At 42.9% G+C, this 22,130-nt stretch carries 14 protein-coding genes; 9 read left to right on the top strand and 5 right to left on the bottom strand.

Annotated elements, in window-relative coordinates; translation table 11 throughout:
- Positions 1-574 precede the first annotated feature (574 nt).
- On the top strand, positions 575-1,930 hold the full coding sequence (locus AABS66_RS04975; protein WP_206086508.1) for an MFS transporter: 1,356 nt from the start codon (positions 575-577) through the stop codon (positions 1,928-1,930).
- 56 nt (positions 1,931-1,986) lie between these two features.
- Here the strand turns inward: AABS66_RS04975 and AABS66_RS04970 are convergent, their stop codons facing one another.
- Positions 1,987-2,910, bottom strand: coding sequence for a hypothetical protein (locus tag AABS66_RS04970; protein ID WP_430224625.1), 924 nt, complete (start codon positions 2,908-2,910; stop codon positions 1,987-1,989).
- A 605-nt stretch (positions 2,911-3,515) separates the two neighbouring features.
- Between AABS66_RS04970 and AABS66_RS04965 the strand changes: the two genes are divergently transcribed.
- The 7 genes from AABS66_RS04965 (at position 3,516) to yegS (ending at position 15,916) form a co-directional block, all read left to right on the top strand.
- Positions 3,516-4,766 (top strand): MdtA/MuxA family multidrug efflux RND transporter periplasmic adaptor subunit, encoded by a 1,251-nt coding sequence (locus AABS66_RS04965; protein WP_206086504.1) that lies wholly within the window; start codon positions 3,516-3,518, stop codon positions 4,764-4,766.
- Entirely contained in the window at positions 4,766-7,888 is a 3,123-nt protein-coding gene (locus AABS66_RS04960) for an MdtB/MuxB family multidrug efflux RND transporter permease subunit (protein WP_371007525.1), read from the top strand. The genes AABS66_RS04965 and AABS66_RS04960 overlap by 1 nt, the downstream gene beginning before the upstream one ends.
- Positions 7,888-10,989: a multidrug efflux RND transporter permease subunit MdtC gene (mdtC, locus tag AABS66_RS04955; RefSeq protein WP_430224624.1), complete on the top strand. Its 3,102-nt coding sequence runs from the start codon at positions 7,888-7,890 to the stop codon at positions 10,987-10,989. Before AABS66_RS04960 ends, mdtC begins: the two co-directional genes overlap by 1 nt.
- Complete coding sequence (gene baeS, locus AABS66_RS04950) at positions 10,979-12,367, top strand: two-component system sensor histidine kinase BaeS (RefSeq protein ID WP_206086498.1); 1,389 nt, start codon at positions 10,979-10,981, stop codon at positions 12,365-12,367. Before mdtC ends, baeS begins: the two co-directional genes overlap by 11 nt.
- 2 nt (positions 12,368-12,369) lie before the next feature.
- On the top strand, positions 12,370-13,065 hold the full coding sequence (gene baeR, locus AABS66_RS04945; protein WP_430224623.1) for a two-component system response regulator BaeR: 696 nt from the start codon (positions 12,370-12,372) through the stop codon (positions 13,063-13,065).
- Positions 13,066-13,191: 126 nt separating this feature from the next.
- Positions 13,192-14,577 carry a tRNA 5-hydroxyuridine modification protein YegQ gene (yegQ, locus tag AABS66_RS04940; RefSeq protein WP_206086495.1) on the top strand — a complete coding sequence of 462 codons (1,386 nt, stop codon included), beginning with the start codon at positions 13,192-13,194 and terminating at the stop codon, positions 14,575-14,577.
- A 439-nt stretch (positions 14,578-15,016) separates the two neighbouring features.
- Positions 15,017-15,916, top strand: a complete 900-nt coding sequence (yegS, locus tag AABS66_RS04935) for a lipid kinase YegS (protein WP_206086493.1) — start codon at positions 15,017-15,019, stop codon at positions 15,914-15,916.
- Positions 15,917-15,965: 49 nt separating this feature from the next.
- On the opposite strand, the gene thiD is transcribed toward yegS, so the two are convergent.
- The 3 genes from thiD to AABS66_RS04920 all read right to left on the bottom strand — a co-directional run bounded on the left by thiD (position 15,966) and on the right by AABS66_RS04920 (position 19,341).
- On the bottom strand, positions 15,966-16,763 hold the full coding sequence (gene thiD, locus AABS66_RS04930; RefSeq protein ID WP_206086490.1) for a bifunctional hydroxymethylpyrimidine kinase/phosphomethylpyrimidine kinase: 798 nt from the start codon (positions 16,761-16,763) through the stop codon (positions 15,966-15,968).
- 183 nt (positions 16,764-16,946) lie between these two features.
- Positions 16,947-17,813, bottom strand: a complete 867-nt coding sequence (locus tag AABS66_RS04925; RefSeq protein WP_206086488.1) for a YjjW family glycine radical enzyme activase — start codon at positions 17,811-17,813, stop codon at positions 16,947-16,949.
- A complete protein-coding gene (locus AABS66_RS04920; protein WP_430224622.1) occupies positions 17,785-19,341 on the bottom strand; it encodes a YjjI family glycine radical enzyme in 1,557 nt (518 codons plus the stop codon). Before AABS66_RS04920 ends, AABS66_RS04925 begins: the two co-directional genes overlap by 29 nt.
- Positions 19,342-19,915: 574 nt before the next feature.
- On the opposite strand from AABS66_RS04920, the gene pagP reads away from it, so the two are divergent.
- Positions 19,916-20,491 carry a lipid IV(A) palmitoyltransferase PagP gene (gene pagP / locus AABS66_RS04915; protein WP_206086485.1) on the top strand — a complete coding sequence of 192 codons (576 nt, stop codon included), beginning with the start codon at positions 19,916-19,918 and terminating at the stop codon, positions 20,489-20,491.
- A gap of 62 nt (positions 20,492-20,553) precedes the next feature.
- Here pagP and AABS66_RS04910 read toward each other — a convergent pair whose 3' ends face one another.
- On the bottom strand, positions 20,554-21,927 hold the full coding sequence (locus tag AABS66_RS04910; RefSeq protein ID WP_206086483.1) for an amino acid permease: 1,374 nt from the start codon (positions 21,925-21,927) through the stop codon (positions 20,554-20,556).
- Positions 21,928-22,130 lie beyond the last annotated feature (203 nt).

Raw genomic sequence — 22,130 nt, 5'->3', positions numbered from 1 at the left:
GTTCAGCGAGAGCGTTGAGCATGCACGATTTATAAAACTCCGCCATTTCCAATAAAAACCACACAAATATTTCAAACTTAACGTAGAAAACTCATTGCATTGCAAAGTATTTATTATTTTATTAGCAAGTTCATCTATTATATAGATTAAAATTACCATTCAAATAATTATATTTAGTGTTTATTTCATTACATTAAATAGTAAGAAATTATTAAATTAATCATAATTAACTAAATATATTACTATTTTAAATATACGATATTCTGCAAAATGCAGATTATTAACATCATATAAGGTTATTTAAAGCCGCATTAGATATTAAACCCTAACAAAGAAAACTAATAAGAATGTTATGCTTGTTTTTGGTGTTGCGGTTTACAGAATATAGAATTTCCTGCTATAAATAAGGCATGCAAAAAGATACTGTGTATTGAACTACGTTATACCCATCCAACGTTTTCGACCTCTTATCTGCACCCAATAAATATGATTGGCTCATTATTTTGAGTAAATGCTTGTTACCCTGAATTTATATCATCGTGAATATTTTCAGGTATTTTAGAAGGATAGTATTATGACATCGCAAACAACCAGCCAGCCCTCGGCACGACCGTTGGGCAAAGAAGATTATAAAACCTTAGGCTTGTCCTCTTTAGGCGGTACACTGGAATTTTATGATTTCGTTATTTTCGTCTTCTACGCGAAAATTATTTCTCAGCTCTTTTTCCCTGGGGATAATGAATTTCTCGCGCTAATGGCGACACTTGGCTTGTTTGCAGCGGGTTACCTTGCTCGCCCACTTGGCGGTATTATTATGGCTCACTTTGGTGACAAAATTGGCCGTAAAAAAATGTTCACCTTGAGTATTTTCTTGATGGCATTTCCAACATTCGTGATTGGTTTCTTGCCAACATTTGAAACCATTGGTGCCGCAGCGCCACTGTTATTATTGTTAATGCGCATCATGCAAGGTGCCGCTATCGGTGGTGAAATGCCAGGGGCATGGGTATTTATCGCGGAGCATACGCCAAAACAGCGTTACGGCTTAGGTGTTGGCACATTAACGTCAGGGATCACTGGTGGTATCTTATTAGGTTCCATCGTGGCTATCATTATCGAGCGCACTTACACGACTGCTGAAGTCCATGACTTCGCATGGCGTATTCCGTTTATCTTGGGCGGTATCTTTGGCTTTATCTCTGTGTATTTACGTCGTTTCTTGCAAGAAACGCCTATTTTTAGGGAGTTAGCTGCGAAGAAAGCGTTATCTCAAGAATTACCTGTAAAAACGGTCATTAAATCCCATAAGCAAGCCTGTATGATCACTGCAGCGCTGACATGGTCATTATCAACGGCGATTGTTGTGACGATTTTGATGACACCTGATGTGGTTTTAAAAGGCATCTACAATATTGACCGTAATATTGCGTTACAAGCCAACTGTGCTGCCACATTAACCCTGACGTTAGGCTGTATTTTTTGGGGCTGGTTAGGGGATAAAACAGGTACTCGTACTTCTATGACCTTGTCATGGGGCGGATTAGCAGTCACAGCGATTTATTTCTATTCGTCTTTATCAACGGATATTGCCGCCAACACCTTAATTTTTAACTATGGCTTGATGGGCTTCTTTGTCGGTGCGATTGCAACAACGCCAATTATCAGCACGCGTGCATTCCCACCTGAAATTCGTTATTCAGGTTTATCATTCGCTTATAACGTTGCCTACGCCATCTTTGGTGGTTTAACACCAATTTTAACAGGCGCATGGTTGCAACAATCTCACATGGCGCCTGCGTATTATGTGGCAGGCGTGTCATTGTTAGCCGTTGCCGTTGCCTTCATTCCTCTTTCTTGGAAGGGGTGGACGGTCAATAACAATAAAAATGATGAGCGTGTACCTGTCTTAAATTCCGAAGCAACAAATTAATAAAATATAAACTTAAATGGCCCCTCATATTCTTAATAAACAGGGGCCTCTTTATGCTAACTCCTCTGACCGTAAAAAAGCTTATCTAGTGATCTTACAAAATTATGTTGATCTTGAGCGATAACTGTATCACCGCTAGCAATGCTACTCATTAGTGAAATAATTTCATCTAGATATACTCGAGTATCATCTTTACTTAATTCTTTCTTATTATGATTGAATTCGCTTCTCTTGATCAGACTATCTAGATAGCCCTGTCGTTGTTCGTACTCTTTATTTTTTGCAATAAACAATTCTGTATCTAGCGTATTTGCACCTTCATTGTTTATCTTCTTAGATAAGCCTTTTATCTCAGTCTTTAATTGCATGACCTCACTCAATAATGCCTCTAAATGATTATGGCCTTTATATGGTATATTAGATGTAAGTCCCTTCACTTCATTCTCAATATATATTATATCTGCAATCAATTGATCTGAAGCCTTTTTCAGTTGCTTATTACTTTTAATTATCAATAATAAACGCTCTTTCTCATATGGTTCCATTATAGATATTGGTGCATATCTGTTATTGGTTATTTTTGTATAATCCTCAACTAATGACGTTTTATTATCTGAAAAATCAAAATATAAATCGTGTTTAGTTCTTTCTTTATCGTATGCACAGCAAACTTGATTTCGAATTACCCTGATAAAATCTTTTGCATGAAGCAAGGTGAACTTAAAGTTATTTAAATTACCGCAATAGTCTTTTTTGATATCAAAAATCAAATCATAATAATCTGAGTTATTTTTATATTTAACATCCCCCTGTGCGCCTAACACTGAGAAATTCGCCAAATATCCATCTACTCTTAACGCGTAAGATGCTAGCTTATCTTCAAGAAGATTAATTTTTCCATCGAGATTTAATAACTTATTTTCTATTTCCATAAGTTTATTAATATAATTTTTTCTTTTCGAATCGACTGAATAGTTCATAAATTTAACCTTGTTATTCGTTACCCATTAGCCTTCTTCCATCCAAAACAGAGGCTACTATCAATGAATTACTAAAATATCAATGCCATAAATAGCATACCAAAACATCCATTACATAATTAATGGCTATATTATTATTTTAAGTAACCGTTTGAATTTGCATCTCTGTATTATCGGTAACATTTTTTTCAGTTATTTTCCATTTTAATAAGTTAGTTTTATACGTAAAACCTAACAATGGTACATATCGACCAGCACTTAAACTTTATGCGTTTTAAACCGCATAAACTAATTTTTTATTTATATAATTCTGAATAATTCATTTTTAAATGACGTTGAAAAAACCATAACCGACGGAATATAAAAACAAAAAAACAGTACTCACCTCGGCTTGGAGATATTCCGAAATGTATCATCCTTCCTTTGCATCAAACCACTAGTTAGTGGTACGTACATAAATTGACACTTATTCATAATTCCTCCATTTTTCTTTGTGCCTATCAGGCTAAACTATTAGTATGTGTAACTGACTCTTTTCAGTTAGTTTTTTGCCTCACAGCCAGACTAATTTTATCCACTCTTTTGAGTTAAGCGAATGACCAAAAATGAATAAGCAAAATCGCCGCAAATCTTTTACTCGCTCTGCTATTTTTGTTGCCATCATTGTGGCCGCTGGAGCGACTTGGTATTTTTACAATCAAGAAAAAACCGCAGATACGCCTAACTCAAGCGCGGTTGCCAAACCCAATTCACAACGCAGTGCAATGGGCCGCCCTCCTCGCGTTTTAGCACCAGTACAATTTGCTGTCGCTGAACAAAAAGTGGTTCCACGGTTTTTATCGGGCTTAGGAACGGTCCAAGCCGCTAATGTGGTGACAGTAACCAGTCGCGTTGAAGGGCAATTGATGAAGCTCTATTTTACTGAAGGGCAATACGTCAATGCAGGGGATTTGCTCGCACAAATCGACCCTCGCCCATTTGAGGTACAATTAGCCCAAGCTGAAGGCCAGCTCGCAAAAGACAAGGCAACACTCGCCAATGCTCAACTGGATTTAGCCCGTTACCAAAAATTAGCGGGTACAAAAGTCATTTCACAACAAGAACTGGATAACCAACGTGCATTAGTATTACAAGCTCAAGGCAGTATTAAAGTCGATCAAGCCGCTGTCGACAGTGCTAAGTTGCAATTAACTTACAGCAAAATCACAGCCCCTATTTCTGGACGTGTAGGTTTAAAACAAGTCGATGTGGGTAATTTTGTCTCGTCGGGAACATCAACACCGATTGTTGTGATCACCCAAACGCAGCCCGCAGATGTATTGTTTGCCTTACCTGAAGGGGATATCCCCGCAATCCAGCAAGCCCAAGCGAACAGTAAAAATGTCCTGATTGAAGCTTGGGATCGTAATAACATTGCCCTGATTGCTCGTGGCGAACTGCTCAGTACCGATAACCAAATTGATGCGGCAACAGGCACATTGAAAATTAAAGCACGCTTCACCAATGAGGAACAAAAATTGTTCCCGAACCAATTTGTGAATGTGAAGATGCAAGTCGAAACCCTACAAGATGCTGTAGTTATCCCCACCGCAGCCTTACAAATGGGTAATGAAGGCCATTATGTCTGGGTTCTCAGTGAAGATAACAAAGTGAGCAAGCATACCGTCACTGTAGGGATGCAAGATAGCCAACAGGTAGTGATTGAAAGTGGTTTAGCCGCCAACACAAAAGTGATTACAGACGGTGTAGATAAGCTCACCGATGGTACAACAGTTGAAGTCGTTACCCCTGAAAGCTTAGCGAAAAAAGACAAAGAACCCCGTAAAGGTCAACCGACTCGTGCGGAGAAAGCATAATGCGGCCTGAAATGTTAAAAGGTGGCGGCCCATCTCGCCTATTTATCTTGCGCCCAGTTGCAACAACCTTATTCATGGTGGCTATATTACTGGCAGGGATTATTGGCTATCGCTTCTTACCCGTTTCCGCTTTACCTGAGGTCGATTACCCCACCATTCAGGTCGTGACGCTGTATCCTGGCGCAAGTCCTGATGTCATGACCTCCGCAGTTACAGCCCCTCTGGAAACCCAATTCGGGCAGATGTCAGGCTTAAAGCAGATGTCATCCCAGAGCTCAGGTGGCGCGTCTGTGATCACTTTGATGTTCCAGCTTTCATTGCCGTTAGAGGTTGCTGAACAAGAAGTACAAGCCGCGATTAATTCCGCCAGCAGTCTATTGCCATCGGATTTACCTTACCCCCCCATCTATAACAAAGTGAATCCTGCAGACCCGCCTGTTTTAACGTTAGCGGTGACATCCGATGCCATGCCGTTGACACAAGTACAAGATATTATTGAAACGCGGATCGCACAAAAAATCTCCCAAGTTAATGGTGTGGGTTTAGTGACACTCGCTGGCGGTCAACGCCCTGCTGTGCGGGTGAATCTTAACCCTCAAGCGATGGCAGCCAAAGGGCTGGACAGCGAAACTATTCGTGTCGCGATTAATAATGCCAACGTCAATTCTGCTAAAGGGAGTTTTGACGGCCCAACTCGCGCGGTGACCCTTTCCGCCAATGACCAAATGAAATCCCTCGATGATTACCGTAAGTTAATTGTTGCATTCCAAAATGGTGCACCTGTTCGCCTTGGCGACATTGCAACCGTCAAAGAAGGTGCTGAAAATGCATATCTCGGGGCATGGGCAAACAACGAACAAGCGATCGTGATTAACGTTCAGCGCCAACCTGGTGCGAACGTAATTGAAACCACGGATACTATTCGTACATTATTACCTGAACTTATTGAGAGCCTCCCTAAATCCGTTAATGTCGATATTTTAACGGACAGAACCAGCACCATCCGCGCTTCAGTCAATGATGTGCAATTTGAGTTGATGTTAGCCATCGCGCTGGTTGTCATGGTCATTTATCTCTTTTTACGCAACGGGATTGCCACGTTAATTCCAGGTATCGCAGTGCCACTTTCCCTGGTTGGCACCTTTGCGGTGATGTATTTTTGCGGATTCTCCGTGAATAACCTAACATTAATGGCGCTAACCATCGCTACAGGCTTTGTCGTGGACGATGCCATTGTCGTGATCGAAAATATCTCCCGCTATTTAGAACAAGGGGATAAACCGCTGGTTGCGGCATTAAAAGGCGCAGGGGAAATTGGTTTTACCATCATATCCCTAACCTTCTCTCTTGTTGCTGTGTTAATTCCGCTGTTATTTATGGGGGATATTGTTGGCCGCTTATTCCGTGAATTTGCCATTACCCTTGCTGTTGCCATTTTGATTTCAGCGGTGGTATCCCTCACGCTCACCCCAATGATGTGCGCGCGGTTATTAAAACCAGAATCGCAGCATAAACATAACCGTTTTGAGTTAGCATGTGAGCGATTCTTTGACCGCATGGTGGCAGGTTATGCCATTTGGCTAAAGCGAATTTTAAACCACCAGTGGCTCACGCTGTCCGTTGCGCTTGGTACTATGGTACTCACCGTCTTGTTATATATGTGGATCCCAAAAGGCTTCTTCCCATTACAAGACAGCGGCATTATTCAAGGCTCCATTGAAAGTCGGCAATCCATTTCGTTTTCTGCGATGGCACAAAAGCAGCAAGAAGTCGCGAACAAGCTCCTCGCCGACCCTGCCGTTGATAACGTCACCACCTACGTCGGCGTCGATGGCACAAACGCAACACTGAATAATGCGCGCCTTCAGATTACCTTAAAACCCCTTGATGAGCGTGAAGATCGCGTCGTTGCTATTATTGCTCGTCTGCAACAATCCGTAGATAACATTGCGGGAGTGAATTTATACCTACAACCAATGCAAGATTTAACCATTGATACGCAAGTGGCTCGTACTCAATATCAATTCACCTTGCAAGCAAGTACTCTTGATGAGTTATCGACTTGGGTGCCTAAGTTGATGAGTGAGTTAGAGCAGCAACCTGAGTTAACGGATGTGAGTAGTGATTGGCAAAATAAAGGGTTAGTCGCTTATGTGAATGTTAACCGCGATACAGCAAGCCGTTTTGGCATTACCATGTCATCCATCGATAACGCGCTGTACAATGCCTTTGGTCAGCGCATGATTTCAACCATTTATACCCAATCGAATCAATATCGCGTCATTTTAGAGCATGATACGCAAACCCGCGATGGTATGGATGCCCTGAACGATATTCGCTTAAAAGGTACCGATGGCGCCATAGTGCCACTCAGTACCTTAGTGAACATTCAAGAAGGCTATGGCCCATTGGCGATTAATCACCTTGATCAATTCCCTGCCGTGACCTTCTCATTTAATGTGGCCGATGACGCATCCTTAGAATCCGCAGTCAATGCGGTTAAGCACGCGGAATCACAAATTTCGATGCCAAAATCCATTACTACGCAATTCCAAGGCGCGACGTTAGCCTTTGAAGCTGCATTAAGCAGCACCATTTGGCTAATCGCAGCCGCGATTGTGGCGATGTACATCGTGCTAGGTATTTTATATGAAAGCTTTATTCACCCCATTACCATTCTTTCGACCTTACCCACGGCGGGCGTGGGTGCACTGCTCGCCTTAATGATGGCAGGAAAAGACCTCGATGTTATCGCGGTAATAGGGATTATCTTATTGATTGGTATCGTGAAAAAGAACGCCATCATGATGATTGACTTTGCTCTAGCCGCAGAGCGAGAACAAGGCATGTCACCGTATGATGCCATCTATCAAGCTTGTTTATTACGTTTTCGCCCAATATTGATGACAACAATGGCTGCATTGCTAGGTGCATTGCCGTTAATGCTCAGTACGGGTGTAGGTGCCGAGTTGCGCCAACCGCTGGGGATTTGTATGGTAGGGGGCTTGATTATGAGCCAGATATTAACGTTATTCACGACCCCTGTGATTTATTTGTTATTTGACCGTTTGTCACATTACCTAAAAGCACGCCGTCAAATAAATAAGGCGCAGGTATCGTAATGAAACGCTTTTTCGCCCTGTTTATTAGCCGCCCCGTTGCCACCACACTGATTAGTGTAGCGATCACCTTGTGCGGTGCATTAAGTTTTCTCTTTTTACCTGTCGCGCCGCTTCCCCAAGTGGACTACCCTGTGATTAACGTGACAGCGTCACTTCCTGGCGCATCTCCTGAAACCATGGCATCTTCCGTTGCAACGCCTTTAGAGCGTTCATTAGGCAGCATAGCAGGGATCAGCGAGATGACTTCAAGCAGCGCACTGGGTCGCACCACAATCACCCTCGAATTTAATCTTGATAAAGATATCAATAACGCGGCGCGGGAAGTCCAAGCCGCCATTAATGCCGCCCAAACCCTGCTGCCTAGCGGTATGCCCAGTCGCCCACGCTACTACAAATCGAATCCATCCGATGCGCCAATCATGATTTTAACCATGACATCGCAGACCTTAGGAACAGGGGAAATTTATGATATCGCCTCGACACGCCTTGCCCAACGTATTGCACAAATTGAAGGCGTTAGTGAGGTTTCTGTAGGCGGTAGTTCACTTCCCGCAGTGCGTGTGGAATTAAACCCAACAGCGTTATTCAACCAAGGCGTATCCCTTGATGCCGTGCGCTCAGCCATCAGTAGCGCTAACGTGCGCCAACCCCAAGGCTACATTAACGATGACGAAAAACGGTATCAGGTACAAACCAACGATGAGTTAAAAAAAGCGGCAGATTACCGGCCAATTATTGTGCACTATAAGGCAGGCAACGCAGTTAAGCTCAGTGACGTTGCCAATGTCAAAGATTCTATTGAGAATGTCCGTGCAGCTGGAATGGCAGATGGCAAGCCCGCCATCTTGATTGTGATCCGCCGTGAGGCGGGTGCCAATATTATTGAAACCGTCAATCGCATACGGGCTGAAATCCCTGAATTTAGGGACATGATCCCTGCCGCCATTGACCTCAAAGTCGCACAAGATAGAACGCCAACCATTCGCGCTTCCCTTGCAGAAGTGGAACGTGCCCTGTTAATCGCCGTCGCATTGGTTATTTTGGTGGTACTGCTATTCCTACGTTCTGGACGTGCTACCTTAATTCCCGCTATTGCCGTACCTGTTTCGCTAATTGGTACTTTTACTGCCATGTATTTATGTGGCTTTAGTCTTAACAACTTATCATTGATGGCATTGACCGTTGCTACGGGCTTTGTGGTCGATGATGCAATTGTGGTTTTGGAGAATATTTCCCGTCATATTGAAAATGGCATGAAGCCCTTTATGGCTGCAGTCAAAGGGGTGCATGAAGTCGGCTTTACTGTCGTCTCCATGAGTATCTCCTTAGTGGCGGTGTTTATCCCTCTCCTCTTGATGGATGGGCTGGTTGGGCGGCTTTTCCGTGAATTTGCCATTACCCTTGCAACCGCAATTGGGATTTCATTAATTGTTTCCCTCACTCTGACCCCCATGATGTGCGCATATTTGCTTAAAAAGCGGGGAAAAAATAGTAAAGCCAAACACCGTGGCTTTGGTCGTATCTTACTGTGGGTTCAAGAACGCTATGGTATTGCACTAAACTGGGTGTTAAACCACCGCCGTAGCGTATTAGCGATTTTGTTTGTCACTATTGGGCTTAATGTTTATTCATATATTACTGTTCCTAAAGCATTTTTTCCTGAACAAGATACCGGTCGTGTATTGGGCTTTGTCCGTGCCGACCAAAGTATCTCGTTCCAATCAATGAAAGAAAAAATGACCCGTTTTATGGAACAGGTTAAAGAAGACCCCGCTATCGATAATGTAACGGGGTTTACGGGTGGCAGCCGCGTTAACAGTGGTTTTATGTATATCTCCCTGAAACCACTTGGGGAGCGCACTGAAAATTCAGCGACCGTTATTAACCGTTTACGCACCAAGCTTGCCAATGAGCCAGGGGCAAACTTGTTTATGATGCCAGTACAAGATATCCGTGTTGGCGGTCGCCAGGCAAATGCCAGCTACCAATTTACCTTGCTTGCTGATGAACTTAATGCGCTAAGAGATTGGGAGCCCGCCATCCGTAAAGCATTAGGTGAGCTTCCACAATTAACGGATGTGAACTCTGATAAAGAAGACAAAGGCGCAGAAATGGCCATCACCTATGACAGAGACCTAATGGCACAATTAGGAATAGATGTACGTGAAGCCAACAGTTTACTGAATAACGCCTTTGGTCAGCGTCAAGTTTCGACGATTTATGAAGCCATGAACCAATATAAAGTGGTGATGGAAGTCGCGCCTGAATATACCCAAGATGTAAGCGCCCTTGATAACATGTTTGTAATTAACAAAACAGGGCAAGCAATCCCCCTTTCCTATTTTGCTCGCTGGCAACCTGCCAACGCGCCACTTAGTGTGAATCACCAAGGGTTATCAGCCGCGTCCACGATCGGTTTTAACGTGGCGGATGGCTATACGCTAAATGATGCAATGGTGGAAATTGAAAAAACAATGACAGCTCTTGGAGTGCCTTCTACTGTACGGGGGACTTTTGCAGGCACCGCGCAGGTTTTCCAAGAAACCTTGAAATCACAGCTATTTTTAATTTTAGCAGCTATCGTCACAGTCTATTTAGTGCTCGGTATTTTGTATGAAAGCTACATTCACCCACTGACAATTTTGTCCACCCTACCGTCTGCAGGGGTCGGTGCATTATTAGCCTTAGAATTATTTGATACGCCATTTAGTTTAATCGCCTTAATTGGCATTATGTTGCTCATTGGCATCGTGAAGAAAAACGCCATCATCATGGTGGACTTTGCTATTCAAGCACAACGAACTGCGGGTTTAACGGCTCGAGAAGCCATTTTTCGCGCCAGTTTATTGCGCTTTCGCCCCATTTTGATGACCACACTAGCAGCGATTTTCGGTGCTTTACCCTTAGTTTTAGGCAGTGGTGATGGTGCAGAATTACGCCAACCGCTGGGGATCACCATCGTTGGCGGTTTAATCATGAGCCAGCTGCTCACACTATTCACCACGCCAGTGGTCTATTTAAGCTTTGATAGCTTGAGGCAACGTTGGGCAAGCAAAAAGGCAGCGTCACGCCTTAAAACGGAGAAACACCATGAAGCTTAGGTTTAACAGTGTGAGTACCCGCTTGTTTCTGGCTATCTTCGCCACCTGCTTGCTGCTTGTGGTGATCATGCACCAAGGCGTACGCATGAGTTTTCAACACGGCTTTGTTGATTATATTAAAGAAAATGATCAACAGCGGGTGGAACAAGTCTCTGCCGCCCTTGCGGAGCAATATCAAGAAATGGGCAATTGGCGCTTTTTATTAGGTGATGAGCGGACTTTTTTCCGCATTTTGCGCGCTGTTGAGCACCAACAACATCGAGGCCCGATGCGCCAGCGATGGAGAACAATATTTTGGGTTTATGACACGCAAGATAGACTAATTTTTGGTAAGGACACCCCGCTGCCAAGCAAAGTAATCCGTGAGCCAATTATCACCGATGATGGCAACACCGTTGGTTGGCTTGTTGCCAGCTATGAAGATGGTATTAGCAGCGCGCTTGACCGTCGCTTTGACAGCAAACAACTGTATACTAGTTGGGTGATCGCAGGGCTTTCCCTGTTTGTGGCACTGATAGCCACTATTTTTCTGGCTCGGAGTTTTTTAAAACCCATCAAACGGTTACTCGAAGGCACGAATCAGTTAGCACGTGGTGACTTTACCACCCGTGTACCTGAAGAAGGCCGCGACGAACTTGGTCAATTAGCGAAAGATTTCAACCACCTCGCCTCTACCCTTGAAAAAAATGAGCAAATGCGCCGTGATTATATGGCAGATATTTCTCACGAGTTACGCACGCCGTTATCCGTTTTACGCGGTGAATTAGAGGCGGTACAAGATGGCGTGCGCCAAGCAACACCCGAAACAATTAATTCCCTACTCAATGAAACTCACACGCTAATCAAATTGGTAAATGATTTACATCAACTATCGCTTTCTGACCGTGGTTCACTGATCTATCGCAAACACCCCATTGATATTATTCCCTTATTGGATATGGTCATCGGGCAATCTCGCTGGCGTATTGAAGACCAACAATTAACCGTTTCACGCCACTTTAGCGAACAAGCCATTGTATTTGCTGACCCAGACCGTATTAACCAATTATTCTATAATTTGATGGAAAATAGCCTTCGCTATACTGATTCAGGTGGGAAAATTGCCATTGATGTCACAGAGCAACACCATCAGCTGTCTATTGTTTGGCAAGATAGCGCCCCAGGTCTGAGCGCGCTGCAGTGCCAACATATTTTCGAGCGATTTTACCGTGCTGAAGGCTCCCGTAACCGCGCCAGTGGCGGCTCTGGTTTAGGGTTAGCCATTTGCTATAATATTGTTGAAGCGCATAATGGTTCTATCACCGCAGAGCCTTCATCCCTCGGCGGTGTCAAAATTACCATCACTTTACCGCTACAATTTCAGGAAAAAGGGATTTAACCATGGCAGAAAGTCACAATGCACATGTTTTGATTGTGGAAGATGAGCCCAAGTTAGGCCAACTTTTGTTTGATTACTTGCAAGCAGCAAATTACCTCCCTACCTTATTAAGCCGTGGTGATGAGGTCATTCCTTATGTGCAAAATAACCACACTGACCTGATTTTATTAGATTTAATGCTGCCTGGCTTAGATGGATTATCGGTTTGCCGTGAATTACGCAAATTCAGTGATGTTCCCATTGTGATGGTGACGGCAAAAACGGAGGAAATCGACCGCTTATTAGGGCTAGAAATTGGTGCTGATGACTATATTTGTAAGCCGTTTAGCCCGCGGGAAGTGGTTGCTCGTGTTAAAACCATTTTACGCCGTTGCCAAGTTGCCAATGAGCCATCTCAATCCCATCATTCAACGCAATTGATTATTGACGAAAATGCGTTCCAAGTGCGCTATGGCACAAAATTACTTGAGCTCACCCCTGCTGAGTTTCGGTTGCTTAAATTTCTTTCCGATAATGCAGGCACCGTGTTCTCCCGTGATCAACTCCTCGACATTCTCTACGATGACCATCGTGTCGTCACAGACCGCACAATCGACAGCCACGTAAAAAATTTACGCCGAAAACTAGAATCATTAGATAACGAAAAAACCTTTATTCGTTCAATTTATGGACTAGGTTATCGTTGGGATGATGTTTAAAGGCGAAATAGACGTACTTTTATTAAGGGATATTTGGTTTTTGGCGCAATTAGCGTTAAAATCACCGCCCTTAATACGCCATTTCCACGGAAATGGTGCTGACTTGATATCAGATAGAGACAAACCATGTTTACACCAGAACTTTTATCCCCTGCTGGTTCATTAAAAAATATGCGCTATGCATTCGCTTATGGTGCCGATGCCGTTTATGCAGGACAACCCCGTTATAGCCTACGCGTTCGTAACAATGAGTTTAACCACGAAAACCTCGCTAAAGGCATTCAAGAAGCCCATGAGCTGGGCAAGAAATTTTATGTGGTGGTCAATATTGCACCACACAATGCCAAGTTAAAAACCTTTATTCGTGACTTAACACCTGTTATCGAAATGGGCCCTGATGCGCTAATTATGTCTGACCCAGGTCTGATTATGATGGTGCGTGAAGCCTTCCCTGACATGGACATTCACTTATCTGTTCAAGCAAATGCGGTTAACTGGGCATCGGTAAAATTCTGGAAACAAATGGGATTGACTCGTGTGATTTTGTCCCGTGAATTGTCTTTGGAAGAAATTGCAGAAATCCGCCAGCACGTGCCTGACATGGAATTGGAAGTGTTCGTCCACGGAGCACTCTGTATGGCGTATTCAGGCCGTTGCCTGCTATCAGGTTATATTAATAAACGTGACCCGAACCAAGGTACCTGCACTAATGCATGCCGTTGGGAATATAAAGTGGAAGAAGGTAAAGAAGATGATGTGGGCAATATTGTTCATGTTCATGAGCCCATTCCCGTGCAAAACATCGCCCCAACATTAGGGGCTGGCGCGCCAACGGATAAAGTGTTTATGATTGAGGAAGCCAAACGCCCGGGCGAATATATGACCGCGTTTGAAGATGAACACGGCACGTACATCATGAACTCTAAAGACCTTCGTGCGATTGAACATGTTGAAAACCTAACTAAAATGGGTGTTCATTCACTGAAAATCGAAGGCCGCACTAAATCTTTCTATTATTGTGCTCGTACTGCGCAGGTCTATCGCCGTGCGATTGATGACGCTGTCGCAGGTAAACCATTCGACCCAACGTTGCTATCCACATTAGAAGGGTTAGCTCACCGTGGTTATACCGAAGGTTTTTTACGTCGTCATACTCATGATGCATACCAAACTTACGAATACGGCTATTCTGTGTCAGATACTCAGCAGTTTGTGGGTGAATTTACGGGTAAGCGTGTTAATGGCCTTGCGGAAGTGGATGTAAAAAATAAATTTAGCGTGGGCGATAGCTTAGAAATGATGACACCTGCAGGTAACATTGTGTTTATGCTCGATGCATTAACGAACCGTAAAGGTGAAGCCATTGATGTCGCACCAGGTAACGGCCATGTAGTATACCTGCCTATTCCTGAAGACGTTGATGTCAATTTTGGTTTGTTGATCCGTAACCTTGCAGGAACAACAACCCGCGACCCGCACCAAACTCAGTCAGAAAACCCCATTGCAAGCTAACGCTTAGCGATAATTTTCGATAAAAATACATGATGACCTAGCCAAGAATTCATAATTTAGTTATTTGAATTTTTGGCTTTTTCATCGGTAATCGATAAACCAATTTCACTTTAAGTGCCATTTCGTATTTGAGAATCATTCTCGTTATTGACATTTTCTTTGAACAGTGCACTTAATATCCAATTTTATGCAACAGATCACATCAATTGGTTATTCAATATCGTATAGTCACTATCGAAAACGAAGAACTAGAAAGTCATAAAATAAGACTAGGAACCACCTCCTTGGCTGGCTCAATCTCCCTTGAGCTAGCCATTTCTTTTATCTAAACCTTTTCTCTTCCTGACCCACTCTTCTGTAAAAAAGATAAAACATTTCCTTTCTTAAATGAAATCCCCTTATACTCATTTTAGATAATAAACCCTATGGATGAGTATTTATGATTAAATATCAGTCAGCTATGATTATCCTCAACGGCAAGCAATCAAATAACCCTGATCTGCGTAAAGCCATCGCCCATTTGCGCCAAGAAAATTATTTAATAACAGTGCGGATTCCATGGGAAATACAAGACACTCATGATTTTATTGCCGATGCCATAGCGAATAATATTGCCACTGTCATTGCTGCTGGCGGAGATGGCACAATCAATGCAGTTGCAAGTACACTCATGCAATTTCCTGCTGAAAAGCGCCCTACTTTAGGTATTCTCCCTATGGGCACCGCAAATGATTTTGCAACGAGTGCAAATATTCCCTTAGATATTGAATCTGCACTCTCCCTCGCAGTGAAAGGCAAAGCCGTTTCCATTGATATTGCTCAGGTTAATGAAAAATACTTTTTTATTAATATGGCAACGGGGGGTTTTGGCACACGGATCACCACAGAAACGCCAGAAGCACTTAAATCTGCACTTGGTGGTGCGGCTTATGTGATAAATGGCCTTTTACGCCCAGATACCCTAAAAACAGATATCTGCCGTATTGAATCAGACAATTTTACTTGGGAAGGTGAAACACTGGTTATCGCAATTGGCAATGGGAAACAGGCGGGTGGAGGCCAACAACTTACCCCTCATGCACTCATCAATGATGGCAAACTTGATTTACTGATAGTCCCTTCAAGAGACGTACTACCCGCTTTATTAAGCAATTTATTTTCAACGGATAAAAATGAGCATTTAATTGAAAAGAGCTTAACCTGGGTAAAAATTTCTTCCCCTCACACGATGGTATTAAACCTAGATGGAGAACCGTTATCAGGGGATTCCTTTACCTTTCATGTTCAAACAAATGCCATACAATGCAGACTACCACCACAATGCCACTTGTTAGCCTAAACGGTCTAATATCAGGAAACCTGACTCGAGTTTCCTGATATTCGTTTTGTTACCACCATGCATGGAAATGATGAACAGGCCCGATCCCTTGCCCCACTTCCAAGCTATCAGCTTGTTCTAGCGCAGCTTGCAGATAGGCTTTTGCCTCACTCACCGTCGACTGCCAATCAAGATGACGTGGGCGCAATGCCGCTAATGCCGCAGACAACGTACAGCCCGTACCGTGTGTATTTTTCGTGTTAATACGTACAGAAGTAAAGCGCCACTCCCCTTGTGGGGTAATTAGCCAGTCAGGGCTTTGCGCATCTGTCAGGTGCCCCCCCTTCATCAGAACAGCTTGGCAGCCCTTTTCAAGGAGCTTATAGCCTTGTGCCAACATTTCACCTTCTGTTTGCGCCACTTTTTCATCTAATAATGCCGCTGCTTCGGGTAAATTTGGGGTAATTAATGAGACTAATGGTAATAATTGCTGGCGCAGAGCATCAACCGCCTCTGGCAACAGTAAGGGATCACCACTTTTTGCAACCATCACGGTATCTAACACCACAAACGGAATAGGATATTGTTTCAATGCGTTCGAGACAACCTCCACATTGGCTTGATTAAATAACATGCCAATTTTAGCAGTATCGATGCGCACATCACTGAGAACGGAATCAAGCTGCGCAGCAACAAATTGTGCAGGTAAATCCTGAACAGATTGTACGCCACGCGTATTTTGCGCCACTAATGCTGTCATCACGCTGGTTCCATAAGCCCCAAGTGCCGAGAACGTTTTTAAATCCGCTTGGACACCTGCACCACCTGATGGGTCTGTTCCAGCAATGGTTAACGCATTAATACGCATGAGTGACTCCCCTTTCTAATTAGAAAATACGTCAATATCATCGATGTAAGATATGGTTTATAACAAACAATAAAACCGCGTTAATTGTCTCATAACATTTAACAAATGCCAGCGGTTACTGACTGAAATTTAATGAGTTAGTGAATTAAAACCGTATTTTTATATCAGAAGGGTCAGCTTGTCTTATAAATAAACATTCGGTAAATGAATATTTTCAACACCGCGCGCGCGCAACTGAGCCGCAAACGCCTCCACTTCAGTTTGCGTGGCAGCGAGCCAATTTGCCGCTTCATTTTTAACACCGTGCTGCTGAAATGCGTTAATTTTTATTCGTGTTGCTGATGGCAATGTGTTGATGAATTCCGCCAACACATCGATGTGTTCTTGATAGTCCGTTTGCTGCGGAATATACAATAAGCGCAGTTCGTATAATTTTCCTGCATTTGCTAATAATTGAATTGTTTCAAAAACGCGCTGATTATCTTTCCCTGTTAATCGTAATGCACATTCATCGCTCCAGGCCTTTAAATCCACCATCACTCCATCGGTGTAGTCTATCACCCGTGCCCACCCCGCTTTTGCAAGATGACCATTGGTATCAATAAAACAGGTTAAATGATTTAGTAATGGTGATGCTTTAATGGCTTTAAACAAATCAATAATAAAGGGAAGCTGGGTTGTCGCTTCCCCACCACTGATCGTAACGCCATTTAAAAACATCACATTTTTATTCAAGCTGCTGATGGCCTCGCTCACGCTCAATGGTATTGTCATTGGGCTTGAGTTTTTTGTACAGGTTTGCAGGCACGTATCACAAAGCTGGCAAGCCACATTGTCCCAAATGACTTTACCATCCACCATGGATAGACCACCATGGGGACAGGTAGCGACACAATCCCCACAGTCATCACACAACGCCATGGTGTATGGGTTATGGCAATTTAGGCAACGCAAATTGCAACCTTGCAAGAAAATAACTTGCCGATTACCAGGCCCATCAACACACGAGAAGGGAATGATTTTATTCAGTGTAGCGCATCGATTGCTCATGGCTAATCACTCGCTGTTGCCTTGCCGTAATTTTGCAATTTTTTGTCGCTTCCTCCCCTAACCATGTGGTATTACTTCTCGACCCTTCTATTTTGAATTTTTCAATATCGGACAAACGTACCATATACCCCGTAACGCGCACTAAATCATTGCTAGCCACATTTGCCGTAAACTCACGCATTCCACAGCTAAATGCCCCTTTACACAACTGCAAGAGCGCTTGCGGATTTTGCTTGATAGTTTCATCGATCGTTAAGATGTCGCTGATCCCAGATAGGTAGTGTTTATGATGCGGCGCGACGGCTTGAATGTGTGAAACGGGGTCTGGTTCTTCCCCATAAGGCAACCGCGCTCCTGGCGTGGTGCCAATATCTGAACTGATCCCAGATTGAGCATGCAGCATCGCCCGCTGTTTATAACCATATTTAACGGGGGTCGACTCAACATAATCAGCAAGTTGTTCACTGATTTGATAAGATAACGGCAACGCGGGTGAATTTGGCTCATATTGGCCTTTTCGCCCATCTTTTTCCATTAACAGATTGACGGCTTCTGCTAAACCAAAAATACCAAACATCGGCGCAAAACGCCGTGGCTCAATCAATCCTTCGTGCACAAGGAAGCTAGTTTGGAAGAAGTTAGACTCTTCAAATAAAAACGCACTGCGCGTTTCAATGAGCTCCATTTGTAAATCACAATACTTTTTCAGTTGATTTTGCAGGAAGTCATCTGAGTTTTGGCTGCGTAAAGCCACTTCACGCAGGTTGATTCGCACCAATGTGCTCCCCCCACCCGCAACAGGCAAAGAGTTATAGCAACTGACAATACCATAACCTTGCTCATCGAATGCTGCACTATGCACAAGGTCATTGGCAATATGCGGCTTACTGCATTCACAAATGTTCTCAATGGCTTGTAAAAAAAGCGATTCAGGGGTTCTTTGCGGGTGATAAACAAACGTTAAATTTGGCGCAACCTGCTTTAATTCCGCATCAATACGCAGAATAAGACGACAAATAATGTTGTCATCAGGCCCAATATTCGCGTGCATAAATGCATCAGGTAACGTGCGATCCAACATTACCCAAAAGCGTTTTAATTTCGGATAAAGTTGCTCTTCCGTCAACTCCCCCACATAAGGCATTAAAATTTTATCAAGGTACCCAAGAAAAACGGGGAATCCAGTGACAGAAGGCACATGGTTATAAATAATCATCAAATGATTAAGTGCATCGTCAAAGTCTTCTGCTGGGGCTAACTCTAAGTAGCTGGAGCCCTGTTTAAGAAACTTCACATAATCAGGTAAAACATAACGTGGCTTATAAGGCGCATTCCCTTCATACATGTCGCAAATAACACGCTCATTTAACGCTTCAGTTAAGGGCTTGCTCATTGAAAGATAGGGGATATTGCTTTCCGCCTCAATGGCTAAAAAGTTAGCTTTTTGTCTGGGTGATAATAACTTGTCCGTGGCGATGGCCAAACATTTGGCTTGGTAATCGGTTAAAGGTTCTTGGCGCTTCATCATAGGAGTTCCTTATATGTCTAGGTGCAGTAGCACACCTTGGGCAGTCAATATGCCGCCTATAGACGCATTTCATCCCATTGAGCGCTTTCTTGGTTTGACGCCCGTCATACTTTTTTGAATTGTTTGCACGTTTTTTCTCATAAATGTCTACGGCGTCAAGATTATTAATAACAACACCGTAAAAGCCTAAAATATTTTGAAATTACAATCTATTAGTAACAAGCAATATGTGTAGTAATCGTCATTTCTTATCGAGCCATGATGTAATTGAAGTCTAGAAACTGACCTCCCCCTCAAAATATCGCTCAAGCCCTCCGTGAACACTTTTTAGGAAAGCTATACACTGAAATAATGTGAATTTAGGCTAATATATACCCCATGAATAATTTTACTTGTATAACCTTGTTAGGATAGCCTCACTTAATTATTTTTTCTTAACAATTGAATAAATACTGTCATCTTTTGTGTATCTTAATTAAAATAATTCAGCTAATAATTATTATAAAAATGCTAATCTAACAATCATTAGCGAGCTAATTATCATTTATATCAGCGATAAAGAACTGGATCTTCAATGAGAGTTTATAAAAAAAGACAATGGGTCATCGGTGCCTCAATATTAATGGGTGCTTCCGTCTGCATGTCAACACCTGCATTGGCACAAAACCAATCAACCAATCTTTGGGATACTTTCAAAGGGAATGTCAGTTCCACTTGGGATTCCGATAAGTATGAACTGTATGTTCCTGCGGTCACATGGCACAACCGTGCCATGTATGACAAGAAGAAAACAGATGAATACAACGAACGTCCTTGGGGAATTGGTTTTGGTAAATACCGTTATGATGAAGATAATGACTGGCACGCTATTTATGCAATGGCCTTTAAAGATTCACATAACGACTGGGAGCCAATTGGTGGCTACGCCTACCAAAAAATGTGGATCCCTGGCGATCTTGATGGTTTTCGAATGGGAGCAGGTTTCACGCTAAGTGTCACAGCACGCAAGGACATGTATTACATTCCAATCCCTGCACCGCTTCCTTTAGTTTCGGTGGAATATGACAGGCTTTCACTTCAAGCAACGTATATTCCAGGAACCTACAATAACGGAAACGTCTTGTTTGCATGGTTGCGTTGGCAGTGGTAAAAACCCTGTGATACAAAAAAGGCCAGAGATTTTATCTACTGGCCTTTTTTTAACGTTTAATTCTAGCTTTGTTGGCGTTTCGCGACATCTTGCTTCTTCGCACCAGAGAATTGATAGCCAATCCACAGCACACCAATCCATACCGGGATCATCAGAACAGAAACGCGTAACCCGTCCATCGTTAAAATAATCCCTAGAATTAACAATAAGAAAGCTAAGCACAGGTAGTTACCAAATGGATACCAGATACTCTTAAACTTAGTTGCTACACCTTGTTTATTCATTGCCGCTCTGAATTTCAAGTTCGAAACGCAAATCATAATCCAGTTCAATACTAATGTGGTGACGACTAAAGACATTAATAATTCAAATGCCTTTCCTTCCATCACAAAGCTAATCAGTATCCCACCTGATGTTGCAATACCTGAAACCAGCAATGCCATAATAGGAACCCCACCTTTATTCACTTTAGATAAGAATTTTGGGGCATTATTTTGTTGAGCCAAACCAAATAGCATGCGGCTTGTCGCGTAAGCGCCACTGTTATACACAGAAAGCGCCGCAACCAAGATGACAAAGTTTAAGGTGTTCGCAACCAGCAAGTCACCTAATTCATGGAAAATTAAGACAAATGGACTCGTTTTCCCATCAAGGTCAACCCATGGGTAAAGCGCTAACAGCACTGCAAGTGAACCGATATAGAAAATCAGGATGCGGTAAACAACTTGGTTGATGGCTTTTGGAATGCTTTTTTCAGGGTCTTCCGCTTCTGCCGCCGTGATCCCCACCAGCTCTAAACCACCAAACGAAAACATGATAATGGCAAGTGCCATCAGGAGACCATGAAAATCTTTCGCAAAGAAGCCGCCATATTCCCACAAGTTACTCACTTTAGCTTGTGGCCCACCGTGACCACTTAGCAGGAGGTAACAACCAAAGATAATCATACCGACAACTGCAATCACTTTAATTAATGCAAACCAGAATTCAGTTTCACCGTAAGAACGAACATTAATCAAGTTTACCGCATTAACGGCGATAAAAAATATCACTGCTGATACCCAAATTGGTAGCTCAGGCCACCAATGTTGCATGTATTTCCCTGCCGCAGTTAACTCCGTCATGCCGACAAGAATAAACATAAACCAGTAGTTCCAGCCAGATAAAAAACCCGCAAAACCACCCCAATATTTAAAAGCAAAATGGCTAAAAGAACCTGCAACGGGTTCTTGAACAATCATCTCGCCCAGTTGACGCATAATAAGAAAGGCGATAACGCCACACAATGCATAACCTAAAAGAACAGATGGCCCTGCCATTTGTATGGTTGTTGCAATCCCAAGGAATAAGCCTGTACCAACGGCGCCCCCCAATGCAATCAACTGGATATGCCTATTTTTCAATCCCCGCTTTAGCATTTGCTGCTCTTGCGCCATAACTTTACCCTTTTGTCCTATTACTTGCTTTTTATCGTCCAAAATTATAATAATCGGACAAGTTTATTTGAATTTTCTTATTAAAACCACATTCTTATGATGCTGTTTTTGCATTTAAAATACTTAAAGGTATTTTTGATTTATTGCCTACCTTTATTCATCCATTACGCAACGATACTGAATAATTATTATCGCGCTTCAAT

Source organism: Providencia sp. SP181 (genome assembly GCF_050446505.1).
GTDB classification, from domain to species: domain Bacteria; phylum Pseudomonadota; class Gammaproteobacteria; order Enterobacterales; family Enterobacteriaceae; genus Providencia; species Providencia vermicola.
Note: the sequence above shows the minus strand (reverse complement) of the source record. Positions and strands in the feature narration are given on the sequence as shown.